The 17,702-nt window shown below is 72.1% G+C and carries 13 protein-coding genes; 5 read left to right on the top strand and 8 right to left on the bottom strand.

Annotated features, from left to right (window positions below):
- Window positions 1–380: 380 nt before the first annotated feature.
- Window positions 381–1,688, top strand: coding sequence for a cation:proton antiporter (locus ACFXA3_RS12145; protein ID WP_385185559.1), 1,308 nt, complete (start codon window positions 381–383; stop codon window positions 1,686–1,688).
- A gap of 91 nt (window positions 1,689–1,779) precedes the next feature.
- On the opposite strand, the gene fxsT is transcribed toward ACFXA3_RS12145, so the two are convergent.
- The 5 genes from fxsT to ACFXA3_RS12120 all read right to left on the bottom strand — a co-directional run bounded on the left by fxsT (window position 1,780) and on the right by ACFXA3_RS12120 (window position 13,159).
- Window positions 1,780–6,273, bottom strand: a complete 4,494-nt coding sequence (gene fxsT / locus ACFXA3_RS12140; protein ID WP_385185557.1) for an FxSxx-COOH system tetratricopeptide repeat protein — start codon at window positions 6,271–6,273, stop codon at window positions 1,780–1,782.
- Complete coding sequence (locus tag ACFXA3_RS12135; RefSeq protein WP_385185554.1) at window positions 6,273–7,457, bottom strand: AAA family ATPase; 1,185 nt, start codon at window positions 7,455–7,457, stop codon at window positions 6,273–6,275. Before ACFXA3_RS12135 ends, fxsT begins: the two co-directional genes overlap by 1 nt.
- Window positions 7,454–8,962 carry a hypothetical protein gene (locus tag ACFXA3_RS12130; RefSeq protein ID WP_385185551.1) on the bottom strand — a complete coding sequence of 503 codons (1,509 nt, stop codon included), beginning with the start codon at window positions 8,960–8,962 and terminating at the stop codon, window positions 7,454–7,456. Before ACFXA3_RS12130 ends, ACFXA3_RS12135 begins: the two co-directional genes overlap by 4 nt.
- Window positions 8,963–9,194: 232 nt before the next feature.
- Window positions 9,195–12,077, bottom strand: coding sequence for a M48 family metalloprotease (locus tag ACFXA3_RS12125; RefSeq protein ID WP_385185548.1), 2,883 nt, complete (start codon window positions 12,075–12,077; stop codon window positions 9,195–9,197).
- Window positions 12,078–12,709: 632 nt separating this feature from the next.
- Window positions 12,710–13,159 (bottom strand): hypothetical protein, encoded by a 450-nt coding sequence (locus tag ACFXA3_RS12120; RefSeq protein WP_385185545.1) that lies wholly within the window; start codon window positions 13,157–13,159, stop codon window positions 12,710–12,712.
- A 109-nt stretch (window positions 13,160–13,268) separates the two neighbouring features.
- Here ACFXA3_RS12120 and ACFXA3_RS12115 point away from each other — a divergent pair, with 109 nt between their 5' ends.
- Both ACFXA3_RS12115 and ACFXA3_RS12110 read left to right on the top strand, forming a co-directional pair.
- A complete protein-coding gene (locus ACFXA3_RS12115) occupies window positions 13,269–13,394 on the top strand; it encodes a hypothetical protein (RefSeq protein ID WP_385185542.1) in 126 nt (41 codons plus the stop codon).
- Between the two features lie 40 nt (window positions 13,395–13,434).
- Complete coding sequence (locus ACFXA3_RS12110) at window positions 13,435–13,716, top strand: hypothetical protein (protein WP_385185539.1); 282 nt, start codon at window positions 13,435–13,437, stop codon at window positions 13,714–13,716.
- Between the two features lie 82 nt (window positions 13,717–13,798).
- Here ACFXA3_RS12110 and ACFXA3_RS12105 read toward each other — a convergent pair whose 3' ends face one another.
- Together ACFXA3_RS12105 and ACFXA3_RS12100 are read right to left on the bottom strand one after the other, a co-directional pair.
- Window positions 13,799–14,323, bottom strand: a complete 525-nt coding sequence (locus ACFXA3_RS12105; RefSeq protein WP_385185536.1) for a 2'-5' RNA ligase family protein — start codon at window positions 14,321–14,323, stop codon at window positions 13,799–13,801.
- An 80-nt stretch (window positions 14,324–14,403) separates the two neighbouring features.
- Window positions 14,404–15,240 (bottom strand): LysR family transcriptional regulator, encoded by an 837-nt coding sequence (locus tag ACFXA3_RS12100; protein ID WP_385185562.1) that lies wholly within the window; start codon window positions 15,238–15,240, stop codon window positions 14,404–14,406.
- Between the two features lie 108 nt (window positions 15,241–15,348).
- Here ACFXA3_RS12100 and ACFXA3_RS12095 point away from each other — a divergent pair, with 108 nt between their 5' ends.
- Complete coding sequence (locus ACFXA3_RS12095; protein ID WP_385185533.1) at window positions 15,349–16,050, top strand: SDR family NAD(P)-dependent oxidoreductase; 702 nt, start codon at window positions 15,349–15,351, stop codon at window positions 16,048–16,050.
- Between the two features lie 38 nt (window positions 16,051–16,088).
- On the opposite strand, the gene ACFXA3_RS12090 is transcribed toward ACFXA3_RS12095, so the two are convergent.
- The gene (locus ACFXA3_RS12090) at window positions 16,089–16,967 is read right to left on the bottom strand and encodes an ATP-grasp domain-containing protein (protein WP_385185530.1); all 879 of its coding nucleotides are present in this window, start codon (window positions 16,965–16,967) and stop codon (window positions 16,089–16,091) included.
- 124 nt (window positions 16,968–17,091) lie between these two features.
- Here ACFXA3_RS12090 and ACFXA3_RS12085 point away from each other — a divergent pair, with 124 nt between their 5' ends.
- On the top strand, window positions 17,092–17,580 hold the full coding sequence (locus ACFXA3_RS12085) for an isochorismatase family protein (protein WP_385185528.1): 489 nt from the start codon (window positions 17,092–17,094) through the stop codon (window positions 17,578–17,580).
- Window positions 17,581–17,702 lie beyond the last annotated feature (122 nt).

Raw genomic sequence — 17,702 nt, 5'->3', positions numbered from 1 at the left:
GGGCCCGCCCCCCCCCGCGGTTGTGGGTGTACTCCGGGGGGGGGGTGGACCCGCCGCACTCCCCCGCGGGCGCCCCCCACTCCCCGGGGCCGGGGGGGGCGGGCGGCCGCCGGGGCGCCCCCCCGGGCCCAAACACGCCCGTACAGCTCCGAGAACCCGGGCTCCCGGACCCCCGTGCCGTGGATGAACAATGCCGTCGTCATAAGCCCCCACCCCGACGTCCAACCAGTCGCCCTGAACGTGATCGTGGCACATAACGAGCCGTCAACTTGGCAGTATGCTGAATTCGTGCCCCTCGACCCCGGGTGCGCGCTCTTTGGTCTGCCGTGCATCTGCCGTGGCCGTTCCGGCCCGGCGCCGGACTCCTCGAGGGGGACCGTATGGGTACTGATGCGATGATCACCCATCTCGTCGGCGCCACCGCACTCGTCCTGATCGTCGCCCACACCGCGGGCTGGCTCTCCCGTCGGTGGCGACAGCCCACGATCATCGGGCAGTTGATCGCCGGCATCGCCCTCGGTCCGACCATGCTCGCGGGGCTCTTCCCGGATCTGTCGCGGATCCTGTTCCCCCCGGCCCTGGGCCCGGTGCTCACCGGGCTCTCCCAGATCGCCCTGGTCCTCTTCCTGTTCGCCGTGGGCTACGAACTCGATCTCGGCGTGGTCAGGGGCCGGGCCCGCACCGTGGTGGCGGTCTCGCTCGCGGCGTTCGTGCTGCCGATGACGGCCGGGTGCGCCGCCGCGCTGCTCTTCCACCGCCAACTGGCGGAACTGGGCGCGCCCCGGGAGATGTCCGCGGCCTCGGTGCTGTTCTTCGGCGTGGCGCTGTCCATCACGGCCGTGCCCGTCCTGACGGCCATAGTCCGCGAGAACGGCCTGGCCGGGACGGTGCCCGGGATCGTCGCCGTCGCCGCCGCCGGGGTGATCGACGTCATGGGCTGGACCGTCCTGGTGGGCACGCTGCTGGAGACCGAGGCGCAGGGCGGGCTCTCCCGGCCGGTGCGGCTGGTGCTGCTGCTCGGGTTCACGGCCGTGATGCTGCTCGCCGCCCGGCCGGTCCTGCGCCGCCTGTTGTGGCGCTCGGGGGTCGACCCGTCGGTGCGGCTCGCCGTCCTGGTGGGTTTCGCGTTCGCCTCGGCCTGGGTCACCCAGGCCCTCGGGCTGCACGTCATCTTCGGCGCCCTGCTCGCCGGCGTGGTCACCCCGCGGGAGAAGGGCGGCACCTTGGATCCGGACCTGGTCCGGCCGCTGCACGACATCGGCATGCTGCTGCTGCCGTTCTTCTTCGTGGTCTCGGGCCGGAGCGTGGAGATCGGCGCACTGGACTCCGCCGGTGCGGTCGCGGTGGTCGCGGTGACCCTGCTGGCCGTGACGGTGAAGGTGGTGAGCGGGACCGTCGCGGCCCGGCTCGCGGGCCTGGACCGGCACGATGCCCGGACCGTCGGGGTCCTGCTCAACACCCGTGGTCTGACCGAGCTGATCGCGCTGAACGCGGGCTTGCAGGCGGGGCTGCTCAGCGGCCGGCTCTACACGGCGCTGGTGCTGATGGCCCTGGCGACCACCGTGGCCACCGAGCCCCTGCTGGCCGTCGTACGCCGCCTGCGGGCGCGCGCGGAGGCCGCGGGCGGGGACGCTCCACCACCCGCACCCCGCACCCCGGTCGACGCATCGTCCGCCGAGGCCCTCTGACGCCGCGTGCGCGGCACGGGCGGCAGCGCGGCGCACGGCATCCCGACGGCGGCACTCCGAACGGCGAGGACGGAGTGCCGCGGTGCGTCTCCTACAGCGGCATCGGCGCGATGTCGCACTCGATCCGCTGGTGCAGCCGGGCCGCCACCAGCCACGGGTGGTCCGGGCCGAGCACCCGGGTCATGCCCTCCACGGCGGCGGCGTTGAGTTCGTCGGCCTCCCGGATCCGGCCGAGCCCGCGCAGGTCCAGCGCCAGGTTGGCCCGGCAGGAGAGGGCGAGCGGGTGGTCGGGGCCGCAGGTGCGGACGAACTTCGGCAGGTTCTCCTCGTCGATGGCGCGGGCCGCGTCGAAGTCCAGCTTCGCGTAGTGGTTGTTCGCCAGCCCCAGGACGGCGGTCAGCGTGAAGGAGTGCATCTCGCCGAGGGTCTCCCGGAAGGTGCCGGTGGACTCCAGGTCCAGGGCCTCGGCCTCCTCGACCTCGCCGAGGGCGCGCAGCGTCGCCGCCAGGTTGGTCATCGTGATGAGGGTGAACGCGTGCTGCGGGCCCAGGGTCGCCCGGTAGCGCTCCAGCGTCTGCAGGCCCAGCTCGCGGGACGCGGTGAAGTCCCCGCGCAGCCGCCGGTCGACGGTGGCGTTCACGGCGCAGGCGAGGGTGTCCGGGTACTGGGCACCGTAGCGGAGGGTGAACCGCGCCAGGGTCTCCTCGGTGAGGTCGGAGGCTTCCTGCAGGGCCGCGTCCCGGCGCCGGCACACCGCCAGGTTGCGGGCGGCGCGGATGGTGGCCGCGTTGTCCTCGCCGAAGACCGTGCGGTAGATCCGGTACGTCTCCTCCTGCATGACCCGGGCGGCCGGGTAGTCGCCGCTCTCGCGGATGTCGATCGCCAGGCCGTTCATCGTGTTCAGCGTCAGGCCGTTGGTGGTGCCGTACAGGATGTCCCACTGCCGGGCGGTCTCCTCGTCCAGCTCGCGGGCCTGCGCGAACTGACCGCACGCCCGCAGGGTCACGCCGTAGCTGTGGGCGGCCAGCAGGGTGGCGGGCTCCTCCGGGCCGATCAGGTCACGGGCCCGGCTGTCGGCCTCCTCGTCCAGCGCGCGGGCGGCGTAGAAGTCCCCCTTGTAGCGCAGGGCGCCGGCCATCTGCGTCATGGAGTCGATCAGGTCCTCCTCGGGAATCGAATCCCGCCGCGAGATCTCCAGCACCTTCTGGAACAGGTCCAGGGCCTGTGCGACGCCGCCGGTCTGGAGCAGCAGGAACCCCAGGAGCTTGCCCATCACCAGGACCTGCGGGTCCTCCTCGCCGGACCGGGCCGTCCACGTCTGCCATGCCTCCTGGGCCACTTCGACACCGGTTTCGTGCGCGCCCCAGTAGTAGAGGTAGAGCACCATGGACTTGATCAGTTCACGGCCCCACGGGTCGGAGGTGCGGACCGCGCCGCTCGCCATCACGTGCGGGAGCAGCGCCTGGTACGCGGGCCACTGGTCGGGTGCGTTGGGGGCCCCCGGCGTGGCGGTGGCCAGCAGCAGGTGTGCCGCGCGCCGCAGGTCCTCCGTCCGGCCCTCGTCGAGCCCGGCGGCGAGCACCGCCTGCATCAGGCGGTGGATGTGCAGGGTGCCGTTCTTGTGGTCCAGCTTGATCAGCGACAGCTTGCTGAGGTCGCGGGTGGCGCGTGCCAGCAGTACCGGGTCGCGCAGCACCGGGTCCAGCTCCGGGGTGATGTCGACGTTGCGGGTGCCGCGCAGGATGCTCAGGGGGATCGGCTCGGGCGCCATGCAGGCGCAGATCTCCAGGAGCTGGCGGGCGGCCGGGTTGCTGTTGGCCAACTGGTCCAGGGAGATGTTCCACGCGGCGGCGACCGAGACCGGGTAGTCCGGCGACGGGTCGAGCTCCAGGATGCCGGGCCGGCGCTGTTCCAGCAGGTCCAGGTACTGGCCGACCGGCATGCCGGTGGCGGCGTGCCAGGCGCCGGCCTGCTCGATCGCGAGCGGCAGGTCGCCCAGCGCCTCGGCGAGGCGGTTGGCGTCCGCGTGGCTGAGGTCGCGGGCCCGGCGCTGGAGCAGGGCGATGCTCTCCTCGCGCTCGAAGACGTTGACGGTCAGCGGCGAGGCGACCCGCTCCCAGTCGCGGTTGCGGGAAGTCACGATGATCTTGCCGGGGCCGCCGGTGGGGAAGTAGCCGCGGACGGTCTCGATGTCCTCGGCGTTGTCGAAGACCAGCAGCCAGTTGTCGTGCGGCCGTCCGGTGCGCAGCGCCTCCCGGACGGCGGGCACCGCGGTGTTGGCCTGCGGGCCGACCTCCAGGTTCAGGGCGCGGGCGAGGTCGACGAGGGCGCCGAGGATGAGGTTCTCCCGCTCCGCGGGGATCCACCAGATGACGTTGTACTCGTGGCTGTGCCGGTAGATGTACTCGATGGCCAGCTGTGACTTGCCGACCCCGCCCATGCCGTGGAGGGCGTGCGGGAGCACCGCGGCAGTCTCGTCCGACCGCAGCTGTTCCTCGACGGCCGCCAGGAGGCCCTCCCGGCCGGTGAAGTTGGGGTTCTTCGGCGGGACGTTCCCCATGACCCTCGGCTGGCCGGAGCGGACGAAGAGGGTTTGGGACTTGGTGTCCATGATCGGTTCAGCCTTCCGGACTGCGGGGTCTGAGGGGTCGGTGGTGGTCGGCACACGTTCTCCAGGGGATGCGTCGTCGTTCGCGGGGACGGGGATCTCCTGCGGAGGTATGCCCTCTCGTGGAATGTCGGGTGCGCCGGGAGGGCCGGAGCCACCCGCCGCGGTGACGGCGAAGTCCGTACCGACGCCGCCGGCCGCGGTCGTACCGACGCCACCGGGCGCGCCCGGCCCGGCTCCGACGGCGGCCAGGACCCGGTCGGCGCGCCGCGCGTACGGGCCCGCCAGGGCCTTGAGCACGGCCAGTTCGACGCGCAGCCAGGGCCGGTCGGCGGCCGTCGCCTCCGGCAGGGCGGCGTGCTCGGGATCCTGGAGCGCGGCCCGCAGCCGTACGCCGCGCCCGCGGGCGCTCGGCAGTTCGGCGAACAGGCTCACGGTCCGGGCGAGCTGGCTGCGGGTACCGGTCGCGAGCAGCGCCTCCCGGACGCCCTCGGCGAAGTCGGGGCGGCCGTCGGAGCCCGGGCCTTCCCAGTCGATCAGCCCGCCCATCAGCAGCTCGGCCACGTGCCCGGGTCCGGCCTCCGGCACCGCCCGGTCGCGCAGCTCCTCGATCAGCTCGAACTCGAAGGGCAGCGCGGCCAGATGGGTGGCCAGCCGGCGCGCGGTCGGCGTGGCCAGCGAGAAGAACCGGCGGACCGCGGCCTCGGCGGCCTCCGCGGAGCCCGGCCCGTCCGTCCGCGGCGGCCGCAGCCCCGGCGTCGGCCGGCCCTCGGCCAGCGTCCCGGCGAGCAGGAAGGGCAGCGTCCGGCGCACGCCGAGCTCTCCGGCCACCAGCTCGGCCCAGGCCGTGAACGACTCCGGTTTCACGCTCAGCACGGGTACGGGCACGACCGGCTTGCCCTCCGCCCCCCGGGGCGGCTCCCCGGCCGGGTCCTCGTACGCGGGGCCGCGGCCGATCCGGGTGTTGGGCGCGCCGAAGCCGCCCGCCTCCAGTTCCGCGCGGTACGGCGCGGCGGAGGAGCGGTGCCACAGATAGGTGGGCAGCAGGTGCACCAGCGCCGTGGGCCCGCTGCGCGCCAGCCGCATCAGCAGGTCGTCCGCGGCCGGTCCGGCCCAGCCGTGCGCCAGACCGTCGGTGACCAGCAGGTGCACCCGGGAGCCGCGCGCGTCGATGACCTCCGCCGGATCTCCGGTCCCCTCTCCGGGCCAGCGCAGCCGGGCCCGGCCGCTCGGGGGTAACTCCAGCCGGACCGTTCGTACGTCCCGGAACGCCCCGCTGCGGGCGGCCTCCACGGCGATCGCGGCGATCCGCTGCCGCCAGATCCGCATGGTCGGTGCCGCGTCGACGAGCAGCACGAGGTCGAACGCCTTCTCGGTGGCCGGCCGCAGGTACGGCACCCAGAGGTTGTCGGAGATGCCGTACCGGGCGGTGCGTTCCTCGTCCAGCTCCTTGCGGTGGGGGGCGGGCAGGCTGCGGCTGAGCAGGTGCAGCGCCTTCGCCAGGCGCAGCGGCACCGGTCTGCGGGCCCGCCGGGCGCCGAGGACGGCGGGCACGACGCGGCCGGCCTCGGCCTCCGATCCCGTCCCGGTCTCCGGGGTGGCCGCCGGGGCGTCCTCGCCCGAACGGCCGGACGGGGACGCGGGCGTGACGAGGGATCCGGCGGTGTCGTCCGTGCCCGACACCGGTTCGGCCTGAGACGGGCCGCCGGACATGCTCGGGGGCGGGGTCGCGTCACCGGCCTGCCCCGGGTCGCGTTCCGCCGCCTGCTCCGGGTCGTCTTCCGGGCCGTCCTCCGTGGGAGGGCGCTGCTCCTCGGGTACGGGTACGGGCACGGGTTCCGGAGTCGGGGCCGCGGCCCGACGGGCCGCCGCCAGCCAGACCGCGTCGGCGATCTCCCGCCAGGTCGTACCGTCGCCGGAGGAACCGTCCGTCCCGGTACGGGCGTCGGGTGCGCGCTCCCTGGGAGTGCCGTCCATCAGCGGCCTTTCGCGAGGTCGCGCAACAGCAGTTCAATGAGCTTACGCCCGTCGGAGTCCGCCTGGAAACCACCCGCTGTGGTCAAATGGACGGCATTGAGCAACTGGTCGACCGACTGCGTACCGCCGGTACGCACCCGCCGCTCGAAGTCGTCGATCAGGGCGTCCACCGCTTCGGGCCTGCTCCGGAGGTGGCTCACCACGATCGAGACGAGCTGCTCCCGGCTGGGCGGTCGCATCTCCAGCGGCAGACAGCGGCGCCGGAAGGCGGCCGGAAACTCCCGTTCGCCGTTGCTGGTGATCACCACGAGCGGGAACTCCCGGCACTCGACCCGGCCTCCGACGATCTCGGCCCGGCCGTCGGGGTCGTCCGTGAACACGCTCACCTTCGGCAGGGCGCTGCGGACCAGCTCCGGGACCGTGTAGCTGCCGTTCTCCAGGACGTGGAGCAGATCATTGGGAAGGTCGATGTCGCTCTTGTCGAGCTCGTCGATCAGCAGGACGCGGGGGCGGGCGTAGGCGAGGAGGGCCGTGCCGACGGGGCCGAGGGTGACGAAGTCGCCCAGGTACGGAGCGGGTTCGGGCCGGGATCCGGCGCCGGACAGCCCCGGGGCCGGCGGCGTGGCGGGCGCTGCGGGTGCGGTCGCGCCGGGCTCGGGCGGGCCGGAGTGCCGCCCGTCCGTGGGCGCCTGGTCGGCGCCCGCCCGCCAGGCCGCGATGGCCTGTGCCCGGCCGATGGAGTCGTACTCGTAGAGCCCGTCGCGCAGCGTGGTTCGGCTGACGATGCTCCACTGGAGGACCCGCCCGAGGCCCAGTTCGCGGGCGACCAGATAGGCGAGGGTCGACTTGCCCACCCCGGGCGGCCCGGACACCAGCAGCGGACGGCGCAGCAGCAGCGCTGCGTTGACGGTGTCGATCTCCTCGTCCCGCAGCCCGGGCCGGGCGTCGTGCGCACCCAGACGGCGGTGCAGGGCCAGGTCGTCATCGGAGGGGGAGGGCTGGAGCGGCGCGCCCAGGAACTCCCGCCAGGGCGGGGCGGGCGGGATCGCCGGCGGGTCACCGGCCGGGGCCGCGCCGGTCGCGTGGAAGACGCGCCAGGATCCGCCCGGCGCGGCACCCGCGGCTCCGCCGGCGGCCGGGGCGGTGTCGTGCTCCGGTTTCGGCTCCTGCTCGTACTCGGTCACGCCGGTACCTCCTCGCAGTCGATGAGCCGAAACGGGTCATCGTAGAAGAACGCCACATGACGGCCGGGGAGTTGCATTCCGTTCACTTCGGTCTCGGCCTTCATGCGCAGCCGGTGGATGGTGCCGGGCAGCTGGGTCGTGGGATAGCCGACGAGCATGTCGAGCGGGGCGCCCAGCGACTGCAGTGCGGGGTCCCGCCGGTCCCAGAGCGCCACGCCGATGCCCTCGGTGATGGCCGCCTTCAGCGGTTCCAGGGCCTGCCCCTCCAGGGCCGGGGCGCCGAGCGTCACCGCCGTCAGGTGCTGGTCCGCGACCAGCTTGTTGCGCCAGATGCGCAGCCCCGTCGTCGTCGGATCGGCGCCCGTCCAGGAGTGCGGGCGGGCGGCGCTGGCCGCCCGCAGGGTCTGCCAGCGCAGCCGCCAGCGGCGCAGCTGGGCGGGGTCGCGGGTACGCATCCGCTCCAGGCTGCGCAGGTGGACGTAGTAGCGCAGCCCCAGGGGGACCGGCTCGTCCTCGCCCGCCTCGCGCAGCCCCAGGCCGGCCACGTCGTGGTTGAGCATGCTGTACGGCAGGACGAACTCGATGTGGACCGGGCTCGGGTCCTCGCCGGCAGTGTCCGCGTCGGCCCAGTACGCCTCGCCGCGCCGGACGGCCCGCTCCACCACGGTGCCCAGGGTCGGCGGGGTGGCCCGTTCCAGGGCGCCCGAGACCGGGGCCCAGTGGCCGGCGGTGCGGTTGACCCAGTGCCGCACGTAGATGTCGGGCGAACCGTCCAGGGCGGGATCCACCATGACGATCAGACAGCGGGGAACGTCCCCGCCGGACGGGCCCGCGGCGCCCGGCCGGCCCGGGGCCCCCGGCCCCTCGCGCCGCCGGTGCAGCGCCGCCTCCGTCCCCGCTCCCGCGCCGGACGCCCAGGCCTCGCACCACTCCCGCAGCCGGCGCCGCCGTTCGCTGTCCTGCGGCATCAGCTCGGCGACGCACTCCAGCAGGACGACAGCGGGCGGCAGTCCGCCGGCCTGGGCGTTGAGGTCGAGCAGCTGGTCGAAGAGCCGGCCGGGCGTGTTCCCGCCGGCGGCCCCGCCGGGCAGGTCCAGCTGCAGCTCCCGCCTCAGCCGGTCCAGCAACTCGCCCGCGTCGACGCCCGTGTGCCCGGCGAGCAGCGCCCGGGCGGCCTTGAGGTCCCGGTCCTCGAACACGCCGAGCAGGGGCAGGGCCGAGGAGGACTCGGGCTCCCAGGCCCGTAGCACCCGCTCCCGTACGCGCCCGGCGACGTCACTGCCCTCGTGCAGTTCGACGGCGTAGAGGAGTGCGTCCACGCCCGTCTCCACGTCCTGCTGGTCCCGTAACACCGCCTGCACGAGGGCGACCGTATCGTTCCGGGCGTTCGTTCCGGGCAGATCCACGGCCCTTTCGAGGTACCCGCCGACACTCTGCCCGAACAACAACCGCTCGCGGGGGTCCCGGACGCAGTCCAGCGCACTCAGCTCGTCCACGAGCGCCATCCGCAAGCGCGCCTTCTCCCCAATGCCCAGCCGCACCGCCACGATCCCCACCCCCGACCATCCCCCAGAAGTCGGCACGAGCCCCCTCGCTGGTCCGCGAAATTATCACGGGGCTTTCTTTGCCACCATAAGAACTGATCAATCCCCCGGGAACGTCCGGCAAAAACCCACGGCTTGGCCGAACAGGCCCTTTCCAACCCGCCGAGGGGACGGTTCCGGTGGCCCGTCCCGGTCAGCCGGTGGTCGAGGGTGCCTTCAACTGCTTTGCGGGGGCGATCCATTGCAGGAAGGAGGTCATCGGTCCGGTTGCGTGCTCAATGCCCTTCGTCACGGCGTTGACGTTGTCCTCGGTCGGCTGCTGCACCGCCGTTCGGCAGGCGGTGGCGGCCTCGCCGTACCCGGCGAGCGCCTTGGACCAGTACGCCTGTCCGACGTCAAGGGGCACGGGGAAGAACGCGTCGGCGTCGTGGGAGGCGGAAATGATCTTTAGGCACGCCGGGGCCACCTTCGCGGCGAAGACCGCCTGAGTCTCGTCGGCAGAATAGGCCACGATGGCGTTGTGGTAGTCCTGTTGGGCCTCGATCAGTGCCGTGAAGCGCGCCTGGCCCCCGGAGTTGACCCAGGCGAGGATCTGGTTGAGCCGGATCCGCGCCGACTCCGGTTCGCTGCCCGGAGGGCTCTTCGCGTCGCCTGCCGGCTTCGTGACGGACGTGGAGGCGGAGTTCGGCGTCGTGCCGGCCATCACCGTGGCCGCCACCATCAGACAGACGGCCGAGCCCGCGATCGTCTGCACGGCCAGTCGGCGGACCGGTCGCGGTTTCGTCGGTTCACCGCGGTCGGCCAGGGCGTGCTGAGCCTCGTCCGCCCGCCGACCGAACAGGGAACGGACCCCGAGGGTCAGGAGGGCGGTCACACCCGCGACGACGACAAGGGGCCCGAGTGCGAGACCCGCCATCAGCAGGATCGCCGCCGACGGGCTGATCACCACGATCGCCGCCGACAGACCGAACACGGAGGTGGCCCCGGCCGCGATCAGCGCCCTGATCAGTGAATAGCCGTCGCGGCGGGTGAGTGCGACGCCGAGGGCCACCAGGACGGTCGTCCCCGCGATGACGAGGAGGCTCGCCGAGAAGGAAGCGAGGACGCTGTGGGCCGGTGGCGGGCCGCCGTCGGCGACGGCCGCGTTCCTTCGCGCGCGGACGGCCTCCAGACCCACGAGACAGAGCGCTCCGCCGAGGAGCGCGGCCTGGAGGACGGGGCGCAGGCGGGGCAGGGCTGAGCCCGGGCCTTGGTGCAGGGCGGCCGTGCGGGGCAGCGCCTGCTCGTGACGGTCCGGAGCATCGACGGCCTGGGTTGGGCGTGCGGCCCACGCGAGCAGGGGCACGAGCCACAGGAGCGACGGCGCCCACCAGAAGCCGGTGAAGGCCATGTTGGAGAAGAGCTGCATCTCGACGACGAAGAATTTGACGAGGACGCCTGGATGGGTGGCCAGGCCTGGGATGTTGAGGGCGGCCACGGAATCCGCGATGGAGAAGGGCAAGCCGTTGGCCAGGAATCCACCTCCCGAGTACCACCAGGAGAAGACGTAGGCGAGGGTGAGCCAAGGCGCGATCAGCCCGCCGAGCACAACCGGCGTCAACGGTCGCCTTCCGTGGAAGGTCGTGATGCGCAGCCGGGCGAACTGGGCGATCCACACCATCAGGAACAGCGGCACGAGGACCAGGACGAGAAAGATCTCGGGCCGCGTCGGGATCCACCTGTTGCCCGTGACCTGGTAATCGGTCAGCTCGGCGACGGCCAAGCCGGCACCGCACGACAGGCCTGCCTTCCATCCCGAGGGGACGTCATGGCCCTTGACCAGGGCGTAGACGACGGCGCGCCACACCGCCAGCCCGCAGATGGCCGTGATGAAGCCTGCGGCGGTCAGGGGAAGGAGCACGTCCACGACCTTGGCGACCGAGTGCGGGAGCCGGAAGGTGCCGGTGGAGAAGGCGACCGCGATGACGGCTCCCGCTGCCGACGCGGTGAACATGGACAACGGGTCGAGCTGGAAGAGCACGGACGGATCCTTGAGTGACAGGGTCCGCACGGTCCACGTCGGATGGGTGCTCCACAGTTCACCGAACGCGGTGCGGGCCCGGGCCATCCAGCCCGGCGGCGCCTGGGGGCCGTCTTCGGATGCGAGCCATGCCGCGCGGTCAGCTCCCCAGCGCGCGGCGGCCAGGTCCGCGTAGACCTCCCGGGAGCGCAGGACGCTCCTCTGGACCAGGTACACCAGCAGGGCGATGAGGATCTCCTGGATCAGGACCTGGCGCAGGAGGGCTTGATCGCCCCACGGGACGTCAATGGTGGCGATCCTGTAGATGTCCGAGGCCGCCTCGGGTAACAGGATCGCCACCACGAAGGTCCGCCACACGGCACTGGTGGCGAAGATGACGGGGACGTCCCTGTTGCGGATGTGGGCCAGCTCGTGCAGGAGCACCGCCCGGAAGCGCCGAGGATCGGCGGCCGCCACGGCGACGAGCCCACTGTGCAGGCAGACCGTCGCACTCTTCCCCGTCCCGAAGACGTGCGCTCCGGTCGAGGCCACGGCCATCGGGTCGACCACGAACCGCGGCGGCCGAGTGGTCAGTCCCGCCTGCCGCAGCAGCACGTCCAGCCGAGCCCGTATCGACCCGTCGTGGTCCACTTCGTCGAGGGTGACGACCTTGGACGTGCGCCCCTTCCACGCTGGGAGGCCGAAATACAGCCCCGCCGCCGTGGTGATCAGGAAGACGGTGAGGGCCGGCGCGACCCACGGGTTCGGCTTGCTGGCCGCGAGACAGCGCTGCATGGACTCCATGGCGATCGTGCTCTTGATGTGGAGCAGCGTCTGATGCGTTCCCGCGGAAGGATCCAGACCCGAGGCGAGGAAGCACCGTACCCGGGCGTCGGCGGCGTGGCGGGCGGCGGAAGAGAAGGTCTCGAACAGGTTGTCGACCATCGAGTAGCCGGCGGCAACGACGAGGACGATGAGCAACACGAGTCGCCACGTGGTGCCCGCCCCCATGATGCGCTCGTCCACTGCCGGGGCGTCGTCCGGCGAGGTCGCGCTCTCGGCCGCCCCCGGGGTCACCGGCGGCTGCCCGTCGCCGGGTTCACGGTCGTCTGCCGCTTCCGACGGAGAAGGGCTCCCGCGGCGCGGTTCGCCGGCAGGCGGTGGGCGTTGTTGCCTCCGCCGTTCGACCCGGGTGCGAAGCGCGCGGCCGCGGCGCGGCCGGCCGCCCGCTCGCGGACGCTGCTCCCGTCAGGCGTGAGCGTTGCAGAACCCATCCCGTCCCCCGATGATCTGTCGTCATACCGCGGCTCTGAGTGCGTGCGCATGCCAAATTTGACACGGAATCAGGAGGTCCGGCACCTGAACCGAGCCTTCGGTTCCCTGGCAGGCGGTCGCAGTACGCACGCGCCGGCGACCGCGGCCCTGTTGTCCCTGGCGGCTCGGCGCAGGGTGCGCCGGCCGACGCGGGACCCGAGGCGATCGCAGCGCCGTCACGCGTTCAGGCCGGCGCGTTCCGTGACGGCCGATCCCAAGCGGCAGGCCATCAGCCTGCGGCGGCGGAAGGAACCGCGCCCACCTGCGCGGACGCGGTATCAAGATGACGAGGTCGGGCAACGCAGCCGGCCGGAGCCAGTGGCTGGTGGTGGACCCACGTGGCGCGGCTCGCTCCTGCTGCAGTCTCAGATGCGGCCCGCCGTGCAGGCCTCGGCTCAGGAGAGCCAGTAGGTCGGCGACTGGACGTTGCCGTGCCAGGTTCCGCTTGCGTCGATCCAGCTCATCGAGACGTTGTAGTAGTTGCCCGGCTGAACGCCTCCGGACCAGGGTGACCAGGAGCAGGAAGTGGTGCAGCCCCCCACGTGTGAGGAGAACTGCGGAATCGCTTGGCCGTTGACGACCTTGTTCATGGTGAAGACGACGTCCGCACCACCGGGGGTCCGCGAGGCACCGCCTACCATGTCCACCTCGCGGGCGGACTGGTTGCCGGTGATGCAGATACCGGGCTTCAAGTCGACTCCGGCGACATTGACCGCCTGCCGGTACTGGCAGGTGGTCGTGGCGGCATGGGCGGTTCCTGCGGTGATCGCGGTGCTGCCCGCGAAGGCCATGGCAGCCGTGGTAACGGCGATGACGCGCCGGGCAGCTTTGTGGAGCTCGAGCATGTGTGCTGTCTCCTCGCTGTGAGGGCTCTCTTCGTGAGGGCCTCTGAGAGGCTTCCTGAGCGCGCCGGTGTCGAACAAGGACGGATCAGGCCGAATGGCGGGCACGGCCATGCCGTACGCACCAGTGCCCGACGAACTCCCGATCGTCGCCGTTCAGCGCACTCCCGACCAGGACGCCCGCCGCCTCGCCCTCGTGCGAGCGATCGCGCAGAGCCCGTTCCAAGGCCTCGGCTGACGAGTGGCCGTGGCGGGCACCCTGGTGAGATCATGCGCCGGTGAACTCAGGACTCCCCGCCGGATGGACGATTGAACACGTGCGCGCCCTCTCCGGAGACGAAAGCGCCGCCCCGCTCTCGTGCGATCGGTTCGTGGTCGTCGAGGTGGCCGGTCAGGGTGACTACGAGACGCTCCGGCCCGATGTGGTTCTTGCCTTCCACGAGTTGTGCCTCGTGAGGGACGACGGTGAGTGGTTCATGGGGGAGCTCGATGACGACGGGTCGGTGATCTGCTGGGGCTCCTACGGATCCGACCTGGCCGGAGCCATCCGCAGTCTCTGAATCTCGCTGTCGGGGGCTGCCGGGTGTGTGAGGGCCGGCCTCGGGCTGTGGTCGCGGCCCGGTGAGAGGGACGGGCGGGCGGTTACGGTCCGTCCGGGACGCCGAGCGGCGCGGTGAACCGCGACTGCCAGCCTTCCTCCGTCAGCACCACCAGCTCGACCGCCGCCGCACGGGTGTGCAGCGGCAGCAGGCTGCCGAGCGCATCGCGGACACGGGCGGCGGCCGCGTTCTCTGCACCCATGGCGACCGTGACGTGGGAGGCGGGCCGCGCCCCGAAGCGGCCCCCGTACGGTCGCAACCCGGGCCAGCGGGCGTGGAACGCATCGGCGATCGGCTGGAGTCCCGGAACGCTGACGGCGACGAAGCCGGGCGCCGTCACGACCTCCTCCAAGACGAGATCAGCTGCCGGAAAACCGGCCGCCAGGGAACGCACGCCCGTTTCGTCCTCACCCGTCAGCGCCGATTGCGGCACGAACGGGTAGAGGAGCGAGACGTGCGCCGGCAATCCAGGACGCACCAGGGCCGGGTCGATGCGCCACGCCGCATCGAGGAGCGGGGCGGCATCGGGCAAGACGATGACGACGGCGGTGGTTCCGGGCTCTGGCACACGGTCATCATCGCAGGCCGGTTCTCCGCTGCGCCCATCGCACTCCGAGGTGGGTCAGGACGGCTCGTCGGGCGGGCCCGTCAGTCCCCGGGTGCGGTGGCGGCGGGGGACGCGTCGCGGAGGGTGAGGGGTGCGACGGCCAGGAAATCCCGGACGGCGCCAGACCGGCCGTCCTCCGGTACCGCCAGGCAGGTCTCGACCGGCGCGAAGTCGGTGACCGGCAGGTACACGAGGTCGGCGCGGGAGTACGAGCCCGCGACGCCGACCGGTACGAGCGCGATGCCCTGCCCGGAGGCGATGAGCTCGAACTTCTCCTCCAGGGAGGACGTCCGTCGCTTCCGGGCGTCGAGGACCGGCTCGCCGTCGAGGTCGGCCGTGGTGAGGGAACGGCGGCCCGCCAGCCGGTGCGTCACGGGCAGGCACGCGACCTTCGTCTCGCAGCCGATCGGCACGGTGAGCAGCCCCGTGTCGTCGAACGGACGTCGCAGGTACCCCACGTGCGCGCGGCCGTCGCGCAGCGGGGCGTCCTGCTCCCACCAGCGCAGCGGCAGCACGTCGACACCAACCTCGGGGCAGCGGGCCGTGAACGCCCGGATCGCGTGCGACACGTGCAGGCCGGGAGAGAACGCGACGACCAGCCGCCGCTCGCCCCGCGCGGCTTCCTGGACGCGCCGCAGGGAAGTACTGACCACGGTGCTGATCCGGCGGGCCTCCTCGTACAACTGTGTTCCGGCGGAAGTGAGTTCCACGCTGCGCGTGGTCCGGGTGAAGAGCGCGAACCCCAACTCCCGCTCAAAAGCGCGGATCTGTCGGCTCAGGACCGGCTGCGCAATGAACAGCTCCCGGGCCGCCCGTCCGAACTGCCGGTGCTCGGCCACGGCGACGAAGTAGCGGAGCTTGCGCAGGTCCAAGTCCAGGGCGACGTCAACGTCCGGTTCGGGGTCCGTACGATCCATACACGTACGGTATCAATGGGCTGCGAAGGGTATTGGACGGCCGGCCCCGCCCGCTCGGAGACTTGCGCCATGACCAACACCCCCAAGACCGCCCTGATCATCGGCGCCTCCCGCACCCTGGGCCTCGGCATCGCCGCCGAGTACCTCAGCCGGGGCTGGCACGTCATCGGCACCGTCCGAGGCAGCCGGCGCACCGGCCTCCACGACCTGGCGGAGGGGTCCGACGGACGCCTCACCGTCGAGACGCTGGAGATGACCGACCCCGGACAGCTCGCCGCCCTGTGCGACCGGCTGGCCGGCCGCACCGTGGACCTGCTCTTCGTCAACGCCGCCATCACCCGCGGCGACCTGCCGATCGGCGAGGTGCCGACGGCCATGTTCACCGAGGTCATGGTCACCAATGCGCTCAGCCCGATGCGCGTCGTGGAGACCCTCGGCCCGCTGGTCACCCCGGACGGGACCATCGGCATCATGTCCTCCGACCAGGGCAGCGTCTCCCTGAACACCGAGGGCGGCCAAGACCTGTACCGGGCGTCCAAGGCCGCGCTCAATCAGCTGATGCGGTGCTACGCCGTCCGCCGGGCCGGGGCGGGCGACGTACGCACGCTGCTGCTGATGGACCCGGGTTGGGTCCGTACCGAACTCGGCGGACCCGAGGCGGAACTCGGCGTGGAGGAAAGCGTCCCCGGAGTGGTGGAGACGATGGAGAGCCGGCGCGGCAAGGGCGGTCTGGAGTTCCTGGACCACCGCGGCGAGGCCGTGGCCTGGTAGCCGGTACGGGATACGGTCGGGCAGCCGACGGGCGACTGCTACGGGCCGACCAGCAGTGCGGCCAGTTCGCCTTGGCTGCTCGACTGGTGCAGATCACTGACCTGGCCGTCACCGACCTCGACCACCCGCCACACCCCGTCCGAGCGCAGGGCGACGTCGGTCGTGATGAACCGGCATCCCAGACGCCGCACCGCGGGCTCGATGCGATCAAGGTCGGGCACGGGCGCGCGCTCAAACGGGCTGTCCGGATGGGGAGTCAGCAGCCGGGGTTCTCCGTCCAGCCACCAGACGCGCACTTCAGCCGCGACGGACTCAGGTCGCGAGAACGCCTCGAAGGCGCGGAGGACGATCCCACCCGTCAGGAACTCCTCCTGCAGCTCGACGAAGCGCCGAACGACCCGTGTCAGCTGCGCGGCGTCGGCGAGATCCGGAACGAAACACGCCTGTTCCCACTCGTGCTTGCGGGATTTGACGTAGTCCTTCACGATTCCCGCCCCGGGCAGCAGGGGCTCGGCGAGAGCAGCCAGTTCGACGGAAGCAGGCATCTCATCGGGCTCGGTGGGGCGCCATGCGCTCGCGGGCGTGATGTCGGCGAACGTCGCGTACCAGCCCGGAAGTTCGTGAGCGGTGCGGTAGTGCTCCGGCGTGACGATCAGCTCGGCGCCACGTCCACTCAGGGCTTCGGCCAGCGCTGCGTACCGATCGCCGGGAATCATCCAGCCCCGGTACCAGACGCTCCCCAGTCCGGCCGGAACGTGTGCAACGGCCTGTCGTGCGTCGCCCCGCAGCAAGGCGTCGTGGTCGATCAGCCCTACTGTCCCGCCACAGGCGCGGACCTCCCGGGCTTCCGGCGCGAAGTGTGCGTCCACGCGTCGAGGGTCCAAGGCGTCACGGCAGTACAGGACAGGTGTCGGCATGACCGACACGCTACGGAACCACCGGCTCCCGGGCCAATGGTTTCCCCTCCCGTGGACGCCTACGTCTTCAGCCCCGCCCGGGCCCCCAACTCCATTTGAACCAGACGGCCTTACGATCACGACCATGACTTCCGCACTGATCCTCGTCGACCTGATGCCGCGCATCATCGCCCTTCCGCTCGGGCCCCACTCCGGGGACGAGGTGCTTGCCCGCTGCCGTGCACTGGCCCGCTCGTTCCGGGACGGCGGCCGGCCGGTGGTGCTGGTGCGGGTCGAGCGCCCGAACGTCGCCGAGCAGCCGCCGGGCAGCGAGCTCGTCGACGGCCTGGAACAGGACGGCGACATCGTGGTGGTCAAGCGCACCATCGGGGCGTTCTACGGCACCGACCTCGACGAACAGTTGCGCAAGCTCGGTGTGGACACCGTCGTGCTCGCCGGTCTGGTCACCACGATGGGGGTCGAATCCACCGCCCGGGCCGCGGCCGACCACGGCTACGAGGTGGAGTTCGTCGCGGATGCGATGTCCGGACTGGCCGCGGACGAGCACGAGTTCGCCGTGGAGCGGACCTTCCCCCGCTTCGGTGAAGTACGGAACACCGCCGACTACAGCTGACGGCCGCCGGATCAGGCGGTCGGCCGGCCGGCCCCCGCGCCCGCCGGCCGGACGAGGGATTCGGCCCGGGTGTGACGTACGAAGCGGACCCGACCCGAGACCCCGGCGTTGGCCGGCGGTCC

Origin of the sequence: Streptomyces sp. NPDC059456 (assembly GCF_042750055.1) — a bacterium.
Classification (GTDB): domain Bacteria; phylum Actinomycetota; class Actinomycetes; order Streptomycetales; family Streptomycetaceae; genus Streptomyces.
The sequence above is the reverse complement of the archived record's forward strand: the minus strand, read 5'-3'. Positions and strand labels throughout refer to the sequence as shown.